General features: G+C 46.2%; 1 protein-coding gene. It reads left to right on the forward strand.

Going from position 1 to position 266, the window contains the following annotated elements:
* A partial coding sequence (locus tag F6P99_RS13485; protein WP_226913088.1) for a hypothetical protein occupies positions 1–241 on the forward strand: 241 nt, incomplete at its 5' end.
* Positions 242–266: the final 25 nt, after the last annotated feature.

Below are 266 nucleotides of genomic sequence, written 5' to 3' on the forward strand. Positions count from 1 at the left end.
CTCATCGGAAGGAAACACGTTCACTTATAAATTCGTGATTAAAGGGCTCCCTGCCAGTATTACGAAGAATGAGGAATGGCGCAGTAATATGCAGAAAGTGATTATCAAAAACTATTGCTCCAACGATAACCGGGTGAAAGTTTTCCGCTCACTCTTCCCGGATGGGGCAGTTTATAACTACTACCAGGACAACGAACTGGTCTATTCCTGGAAAGCACAGCCTTCCATCTGCAAGGAATAGTGGCACCAGTGCGGCTGGTGTGGTT

Source organism: Flavicella marina, assembly GCF_009193215.1.
GTDB classification, from domain to species: Bacteria; Bacteroidota; Bacteroidia; order Flavobacteriales; family Flavobacteriaceae; genus Flavicella; species Flavicella marina.